The following is a 7,890-nucleotide window of genomic DNA, read 5'->3' as shown; positions in this document are numbered from 1 at the left end:
ACGAGAGGACAGCGCAGATGTGTGAAGATGGGCGGCTGAATTTATCAGTGATTCCCTAAGAAAATGTGATAATAGCAACAGATAATATCCCCGCGTTGAAGTAGACTGAAGGGTGGAATATATTTCAATTCAACAAAGGATAGGTGATCTTCATGGCAATCCATGTCATTGACGAGGCGCGGCGCTGCCTCCAGTGCAAAAAGCCCCTGTGCCGCATCAAGGGCTGTCCTGTGCAGACGAACGTCCCCGAGATGATCCGCCTCTTTCTCGAAGGCAGCATCAACGAGGCGGGCGCTATGCTCTTCGAGAACAATCCCCTGAGCATCATCTGCTCGCTCGTCTGCGACCATGAGAAGCAGTGCGAGGGCAACTGCATCCAACTGCGCAAAGGATCCGCCATACAGATTTCCAGCATCGAGCACTACATCTCGAATACCTACTTCGACCGCGTCACCTTGGAGCGTGCGCCTTCTACGGGGCAGACCGTCGCCGTCATCGGCTCGGGTCCTGCCGGCATCACCGTTGCCATCAAGCTTGCGCAGAAGGGCTACGACGTGACGATTTTCGAGCGCATGGACAAGATCGGCGGCATGATGCGCTACGGCATCCCCGACTTCCGTCTGCCACTGAGCATTCTCGACCGCTATGAGAAAAAGCTGCGTGAGTTCGGCATCTGCATCCGACCCAACCGCACGATCGGCGGCCTTCTGACGCTCGACACGCTCTTTGCCGACGGGTACGACGCCATCTTCATCGGTTCGGGCGTCTGGCGACCGCGCAGCCTCGGCGTCAAGGGCGAAAGCCTCGGCAACTGCCACTTCGCCGTCGACTATCTGCAAAACCCCGACTCCTTCGCTCTCGGCGACCGCGTCGCCGTCATCGGCTCGGGCAACTCCGCCATGGATGTCGCGCGCACCGCGATCCGCAAGGGCTGCCGCTACGTCACGGTCTATTCGCGCAGCAACAAGGTCGCCGCCAGCGTGCGCGAATTCGAGTACGCGCAGGCAGACGGCGTGGAATTCGAGTTCTGCAAGGGCGTCGATTCCATCACGAAGGACGGACCTTTGATGCGCGACCGCCACTTCGACGAAGAAGGCAAACTGACGGGCGAAGGAGATCCTGTCCTGTGTCCTGCCGACAGCACCGTCATCGCGGTCAGCCAAGATCCGAAAGACAAGATCGTGCGCACGACCACGGGCATAGAGACGAACGAAAAAGGCTTGGTCGAGGTCGATGAAACGGGCGCCACCACCCGCCCCGGCGTCTTCTCGGGCGGCGACGTCGTCCTCGGTCCGTGCAACGTCGTCCAAGTCGTCAACGACGCCAAACATGTGGCGGAGGCGATGGACGCTTACCTGCGCGAAAAACGCGGCGCGAAATGAGGCTTCGCTGATAAGACGACCGAAGCGGGACAAATCGAGCCGGCGTCTCCGCAAAAAGATATAAGCAAAAACGACAACAGGCAGAGCCGCCATCCCATGCGGCTCTGCCTGTTGTCGTTGCTGAAATCATCCTTTGAATCGCGTCCCGCCCTTCTCCCTCTCCCGCGCCTCGATCAGCTCCTTGCGCTGCGCGAACTGATAGAGGATGCGCTCGCGCGAAAACCCTCTGCCGCGCACTTCGGAAGCGTTCGCGATGATGAGGAACGCATTCTTGTCCAAGCGATCGCAGATTGCCTTGACGCGTGCGAGCTGCGTCAGGGAGACGACGACAAAGACGACGGCTTTCTTTTCCTGCAGAAAGCCGCCCCGGCCTTCGAGGTAGGTGACGCCGCGGTGCAGGCTCTCCATGATAGCGTCGCCGATCTTCTCACTTTCCTCCGAGATGATAAAGATCGCCTTCTCGCGATTGAATCCCGCCGCCCAGCGGTTCGTAAGCTCCGCTGTCGCATAGATGCAGACGAGCGTGAAGAGCGCCGTCTCCAGATCGAAGAGCGCCGCCGACGCTGCGATGACGAGCATGTTGAGCAGGAATACGCCCGTGCCGACGTCAATCGACCAATACTTCTTCAAGATGGCGCCGAGCACGTCGACGCCGCCCGTATTCGAGCCGAAGCGGAAGATGATGCCGTAGCCGATACCCGAGACGACGCCGCCGAAGATGGCGTTGAGCATCGTGTCGTGCACGGGATGCAGCGCCGAAAGCGAACTGAAAGCGTCGATGCCGAGGGAGAAGAGCACCGTGCCCAAGATCGTATCGACGGCGTAGCGCTTTCCCACGAAGCGATGCGCGAGGTAGAGAATCGGCAGATTGTAGACGAGGAGCTGCGCGCCGACAGGCCAGCCGACGAAGTAGTGCAGGAGGATGGCAATGCCTCCAAGGCCGCTCGTCAGCAAGTTTGCCGGCAGTATGAAGAGGTTGATGCCGACGCCGCAGACGGCACAGCCGAAAAGGATTACAAAGTAGCGGCGCACCTCATGGATGATTTCCTTTTTCTTCATCGTCATGTCCTTCCCTCTCCTCACGACTTTTCTTCTCCCTCCCAGCGTCCTCGCTCGCCATGCGTGCGATTTCCTTGGGCTTGCCGCGTGCGACGAGGTAGAGAGGCCGCCGCTTGACCTCCTCAAAGATACGCCCGATGTACTCGCCGAGAATGCCGAGCGCGACGAGCTGCAGGCCACCGAAGAGCAGCACGCAGGCCGTGATCGTCGCCCAGCCGGGCACGGCACTCCCCTCGATGAACTTGATGTAAAGCACATGGAGGAGCAGCAAGATACTCAATATGCCGCAGATGAACCCCGAGTAAAGACCCAGCCGCAGGGGCACCGTCGAATAGGCGAGGATGCCGTCGAGCGCGAAGTGCAGCATCTTTCGCGGCGAGAATTTGGAAACGCCCGCAAAGCGCTTGGGCGCAACGAAGCGGATCTGCACCTGACGGTAGCCCATGGCGCCGATCATGCCGCGAATGAAGCGCGCACGCTCACGGTAACAGCGAAATTCCAGCACGACCTTGCGATCCATGAGTCGAAAATCCGAGCCGCCCTCCTGGATGTGGACGCGCGAAATCTTGTTGAGCGCCTTGTAGTACCAATACGACGTCGTCCGCTTCAAGAAACCGACGCCCTCCGTCGTCTCACGGATCGTCTGCACGACGTCAAAACCTTCTTCCCACTTGGCAAGAAGCGTCGGAATCAGCGCGGGTGGATGCTGCATGTCTCCGTCCATCATGATGACCGCCGCGCCGTCCGCGTGGTCGAGACCGCACGTCAAGGCAAGCTGATGCCCGAAGTTGCGCGAGAGGAAAATGGGCTGCACGCGTGCATCCTTTTCCTCCAAGCGGCGCAGGATCTCGCGGCTCTTGTCACACGAGCCGTCATCGACAAAAATCAGTTCGAAGTCGTACTTCGTCGCAGCCATGACTTCAGAAATCGCCTGATAAAAATGTTCGAGATTGTCCTCCTCGTTGAATACGGGGACAACGATGGAAATGAGCTTCAATCTTTTTTCTCCTCACTTCAGTGCGGCCTCGAAAGTGATCGCACCATCCTTGTAACGAACCGCGAGCTTTCCCTTGAGATAGCTGACGATTTCAGCAGCGATCGTCAGACCGATGCCGTAGCCGGCCTTCTCGCTGTTATGTGACGCATCCTCGCGGTAGAAACGCTCGAAGAAGCGCGAATAGTCTATGCCCTCGCCCGCCGCATAGGGATTCGTCACGGAAAAGACCATGCCGCGCCCGCGCCTGCCGCTCGCGAGAGCGATCTGCACGTCGCCGCCGTCGTCTGCATATTTGACGGCATTGTCGACGAGGACGTTCATCAATGTGTAAATGATGCGCTGGTCGGCAAGCACATGAACGCCGTCTTCGATTTCCGTCACGATCCGCTTTCCCTGCTCCTTTGCCGGAAGTTCAAAGGAGGCGGCAACCTCACGCGCTGTCTCCGCGCAGTTGACGTCGATCGGGTGGAAATGCTCCGAGACGCGCTCTTCGAGCTTCGCGAGCGCGACCATGTCGTTGACGAGACCTGAGAGTCGCTTTACCTGCTTCAAGATCGTCTCCGTCCACTGGTTTTTGCCCATCGTGATCTCAAGCACCTCCGTATTCGCCGAGATGATGGCGATCGGCGTCTTCAGCTCATGACTCGCGTTCGTGACGAATTGTCGCTGGCTCTTCAAGTTGCGCACGAAGGGCGCGACGAGGCAGCGTGAGAAGCACGCGACGAGCGCGATGTAGAGCAGCACGCAGAGGATGCCGACGAGGACGGAAAAGCGCACGCCGTTCCAGACCATCTGCATCTCGCGCGTACAGTCCATGACGACGACGAAGGAGCCGCCCCCCTCAAGCTTTGTGATGAGATAGGCGTAGTAGGCGCCGTCGGCTTCGTAGTTGCCGCGCAGGCTGGCGCCATGAGCGAGACGCGCCGCCAGCACCTCGGCTTCCTCGTCGGTGACGGCGGCGATGTGGCTCGCATCCGCCGCAAGGAGTGCACCATCCTCACTGAACTTCGCCCAGTAGTAGCGCGTCTGAAAGGCGAACTCCGGCGTATAGTCGAATCCCTCGTCAACGATGCGCTTTTCGGGCAGCTTGCCGTCGTGGCGCGTGATGTAAGAGAGCACCGCCTCGATGCGGCTTCCCTCGTCGTAGAAGCTCGCGAGGTTCAAAGCGGCGAGCACGACGAAAACGATGAGGACAACGGCAGCCGTGCCGAGGGCGATGAACTTGCGCCGCAGCCGCGATACCATTTCCATCTAGCCCACCTCGCAGATCGTGTAGCTTCCCCCCTGCTCGCCGCGAATCGCAATGTCGCCATGAATCGCCTTGAGTTTCTGTCGCAGGTAGGAGATGTAGACCCAGACGATGTCCGCGCCCTCTTCCGTTCCCTGCCACACGCGTTCGTAAATCTCCGACGTCGTGACGCGCTTTCCCGCATTCATCATCAAGAGCTGCATGAGCTGCGTCTCCTTGCTCGCAAGGCGCACGGCACTCTTCGCCGCCAGTTCCTGCTTTCCGACGTCGAGCGTGACCGAGCCGAGCGACAGCTCGGCGGACGCATAGACTTCGGCGCGGCGCGTCAAAGACCGCAGGCGTGCGAGCAGCTCCCCCATCGCGAAAGGCTTGGGCAGGTAGTCGTCCGCCCCCGCGTCAAGCCCCTCGATGCGGTCGCCGACTTCCGCCTTCGCCGTCAGCAGCAGGACGGGCGTCGTATCGCCCGCCGCACGCAGTTCTTTCAAGGCCGTCACGCCATCCATCACGGGCATCATCACATCGAAGACCATGCAGGCGTAAGCGCCTTTGTGCGCGAGCGCCAGAGCCGCCCTGCCGTCGCGAACGGCGTCGACCTCGTAGCCCGAATGCTCCAGAACTGCGACGAGCGCCGCCGCCATATCTTTTTCATCTTCCGCCAGCAGGAGCTTCATGCCATCACCTCGCCCATCACATCAGTCTCTCGAATCAAGTTGCGGATCGTCTGCATCGAAAGGTCGCACGAAGCAAGCTCATCGGCGCAGCGCTTGAGCTCCGCCGCCAAGAGTTTGCGATTCTTGACCGTGTGCTTGTACATCATCTCGTGCTCCAAGCTCGCCCAAGAGTCCATGGCGAGCGTGCGAAGCTGCAATTCCACAAAGAAATGCCCGGGGTTCCTCCCTGCCACATCTTCGAACGGCGCTTCGATCGAAACGATCATGTGGTAACTGCGATAGCCGTTCGGCTTCACGTCGCGAATGTAGTCCTTCTCCTCGAAGACCGTCACGCCCGAAAGATTTTTGAGCGCACGCACGACGACGTAGACGTCATCGATGAAGCGGCAGACGACGCGGACGCCGATGGCATCATGCACCTTGCAGAGAGCCGACTGCGGCGTCTCGGGCAGTCCTTTGCGGCGGCACTTCTCACGCATGCTCTCGTCCGACTTGACGCGGCAAATCAGATGCTCGTAGGGCGCCGATCCTGTGCGCTCCTTGACGCGTGCGCTGATCTCCTCGATGCGCGTGCGAAACGCGCCAAGAATCTCAGGGAGCGCCTCTCCCTGCTTGCCATAGATGCTTTCCAAGAGAATCCCTCCCCTGCTACTTCTTCACGAGGCGCAGATGACGCTCCGCTTTCTTCTTCGCCACATCGCGCTCCAAGGCTTCCCGGAGCTTGCTGCGATTCGACGCGCCCGTGCCGTGCTGTCCAATGTTCAAGAGGATGCCGACGCTCGCCATGCTGATCATCAGCGATGTGCCGCCGTAGCTGATGAAAGGCAGCGGCACGCCGATGACAGGCAGGAGGCCGCCGACCATCAGAAGGTTGATGACCGCCTGACCGCTGATGAGCAGCAGGATGCCCGTAGCGAGAAACTGTCCGTAAGCGTCAGAGGCGGCATTTGCGATGCGTGCGCCGTAGACGGTGAACGCCGAGTAGAGCACGAGCACGAGAATGACACCCAGAAAGCCTGTCTCCTGGCTGAAGATGGCGAAGGCGAAATCCGTATGCGCCTCGGGCAGGTAGCTGTACTTGCTCACGCCCATGCCAAGCCCCATGCCCGTGAGGCCGCCCGAGCCGATGGCGGACAGAGACTGCACCGTCTGATAGCCGATGCCCTGCGAATCCGCCCACGGATCGAGCAGAACCTTGAGGCGTGCAAGGCGGTACGGCTGCAGGATGGACAGTGCCGTGCCCGCCGCCGCAAAGATGGCGACTGTCGTCAGCACTTTCGTCTTTTGAAGCCCTGCAATGCAAAGGAGCATGAAAGGCACGAAGATGACGATGAACATCGTGCCGCCGTCCGGCTCCAGCTCGATCAACAATCCCATGAAGAGGACGAGCAGATACTGCGGATTCGGGAAGAGAATGTCGATGGGCTTGTCATTTCGCACACGGTATGCCGCATAAGCAGAAATGAGCATCAGGGAAACGAGCTTCGCAATTTCCGCTGGCTGAATCTGAAAACCTGCCGTGCCGAGCCAACGCTTCGAGCCGTTGACCTCCGCGCCCACGAGAAGGACTGCGATGAGCGAGAGGATCGTGATTATGACGACGGGCACGATCCACGCACGCCAGCGATGGTAATTCACGCGGCAGCCAAGAAAGAAGCAGAAGAAGCCCGCCGCAAGATTGAAAAGCTGACGCTGCAAGAAGAAGTACGGCGTGCCAAACGTCGTTTCCGCCAAGATGAAGCTTGAGCTGAACACGTTGATGCTGCCGAAGACGAGGAGCACGATGAAGATGGCGAGCACCGCCTCCATATCGCTGACCCAGAAGCTCTTCTTGCCCTTGTCTTCTGCGGCTTCCTGTCTTTCCATAGTCCCCTCCTTCACGCGAACGTGACCTCGCAGCGGTTGATTTTCTCACCCTTGCCGCTGAATTTCTTTTCATACTCCGTCATCACGTTGTCGGGACGTGCCTCGCTGTGCAGATCATAGGAAACGTCGTGCAGCGAAAGCCCCATCTCGCGGAACTCCTCCAACGAAAAATCAAAGAGCGCGCGGTTGTCCGTCTTAAAGACAAGCTTGCCGCCGGGCACGAGGAGTTCCTTGTAGCGAGCGAGAAAACTGCGGTGCGTGAGGCGGCGCTTCGCATGACGCGCCTTGGGCCACGGATCGCAGAAGTTCACAAAGAAACGATCGACTTCCCCCGGCGCAAAAATTTTCTCAAGCTGGGCGATGTCGAAAACGAGCAGGCGCACATTCTTCAGCTCCTTCTCGCGCACCTTCTTCGCCGCCGCGATGAGCACATCCTGCTGCTTCTCGATGCCGATGAAATTGACCTCAGGGGCGCGCTCCGCCATCTGACGAATGAAATCGCCCTTGCCCGTGCCAAGTTCGACGAAGAGCGGCGCCTCGCGTCCGAAGATCTCCTGCCAACGTCCTCTTTCCGCCTCGCCCGCCGGGCGATCCTTCGGATAGACAAAATCATCGTATGCGTGAATGGCCTCATCCACCCACGGCTTCCTGCGCAGTCGCACAGAA

At 59.5% G+C, this 7,890-nt stretch carries 8 protein-coding genes; 1 reads left to right on the top strand and 7 read right to left on the bottom strand.

What is annotated here, in order from left to right:
• Positions 1-152: 152 nt before the first annotated feature.
• Positions 153-1,382, top strand: coding sequence for an NAD(P)-dependent oxidoreductase (locus QZ177_RS09230; protein ID WP_294177077.1), 1,230 nt, complete (start codon positions 153-155; stop codon positions 1,380-1,382).
• Between the two features lie 126 nt (positions 1,383-1,508).
• Here QZ177_RS09230 and QZ177_RS09225 read toward each other — a convergent pair whose 3' ends face one another.
• The 7 genes from QZ177_RS09225 to trmB are packed head-to-tail and all read right to left on the bottom strand — an operon-like array spanning position 1,509 to position 7,886.
• A complete protein-coding gene (locus tag QZ177_RS09225) occupies positions 1,509-2,447 on the bottom strand; it encodes a YitT family protein (protein WP_009646413.1) in 939 nt (312 codons plus the stop codon).
• Positions 2,416-3,438, bottom strand: a complete 1,023-nt coding sequence (locus tag QZ177_RS09220) for a glycosyltransferase family 2 protein (protein ID WP_294177076.1) — start codon at positions 3,436-3,438, stop codon at positions 2,416-2,418. The genes QZ177_RS09225 and QZ177_RS09220 overlap by 32 nt, the downstream gene beginning before the upstream one ends.
• A gap of 12 nt (positions 3,439-3,450) precedes the next feature.
• Positions 3,451-4,689 (bottom strand): HAMP domain-containing sensor histidine kinase, encoded by a 1,239-nt coding sequence (locus QZ177_RS09215; RefSeq protein WP_294177075.1) that lies wholly within the window; start codon positions 4,687-4,689, stop codon positions 3,451-3,453.
• A complete protein-coding gene (locus QZ177_RS09210; protein WP_294177074.1) occupies positions 4,690-5,358 on the bottom strand; it encodes a response regulator transcription factor in 669 nt (222 codons plus the stop codon).
• Positions 5,355-5,990 carry a GTP pyrophosphokinase family protein gene (locus tag QZ177_RS09205; protein WP_294177073.1) on the bottom strand — a complete coding sequence of 212 codons (636 nt, stop codon included), beginning with the start codon at positions 5,988-5,990 and terminating at the stop codon, positions 5,355-5,357. Before QZ177_RS09205 ends, QZ177_RS09210 begins: the two co-directional genes overlap by 4 nt.
• 16 nt (positions 5,991-6,006) lie before the next feature.
• On the bottom strand, positions 6,007-7,224 hold the full coding sequence (locus QZ177_RS09200) for a putative peptidoglycan glycosyltransferase FtsW (protein WP_294177072.1): 1,218 nt from the start codon (positions 7,222-7,224) through the stop codon (positions 6,007-6,009).
• 11 nt (positions 7,225-7,235) lie between these two features.
• Complete coding sequence (gene trmB / locus QZ177_RS09195; RefSeq protein WP_294177071.1) at positions 7,236-7,886, bottom strand: tRNA (guanosine(46)-N7)-methyltransferase TrmB; 651 nt, start codon at positions 7,884-7,886, stop codon at positions 7,236-7,238.
• Between the last annotated feature and the right edge of the window lie 4 nt (positions 7,887-7,890).

It is taken from the genome of uncultured Selenomonas sp. (assembly GCA_905372355.1).
Classification (GTDB): Bacteria; Bacillota; Negativicutes; order Selenomonadales; family Selenomonadaceae; genus Selenomonas.
This window is presented reverse-complemented; position numbering and strand designations above follow the sequence as displayed.

Bases quoted from the DNA above. Each gene is read 5' to 3' on its own strand.
- QZ177_RS09210 (WP_294177074.1), bottom strand. From the start codon at position 5,358: ATGAAGCTCCTGCTGGCGGAAGATGAAAAAGATATGGCGGCGGCGCTC.
- QZ177_RS09225 (WP_009646413.1), bottom strand. From the start codon at position 2,447: ATGACGATGAAGAAAAAGGAAATCATCCATGAGGTGCGCCGCTACTTT.
- QZ177_RS09215 (WP_294177075.1), bottom strand. From the start codon at position 4,689: ATGGAAATGGTATCGCGGCTGCGGCGCAAGTTCATCGCCCTCGGCACG.
- QZ177_RS09200 (WP_294177072.1), bottom strand. From the start codon at position 7,224: ATGGAAAGACAGGAAGCCGCAGAAGACAAGGGCAAGAAGAGCTTCTGG.
- QZ177_RS09230 (WP_294177077.1), top strand. From the start codon at position 153: ATGGCAATCCATGTCATTGACGAGGCGCGGCGCTGCCTCCAGTGCAAA.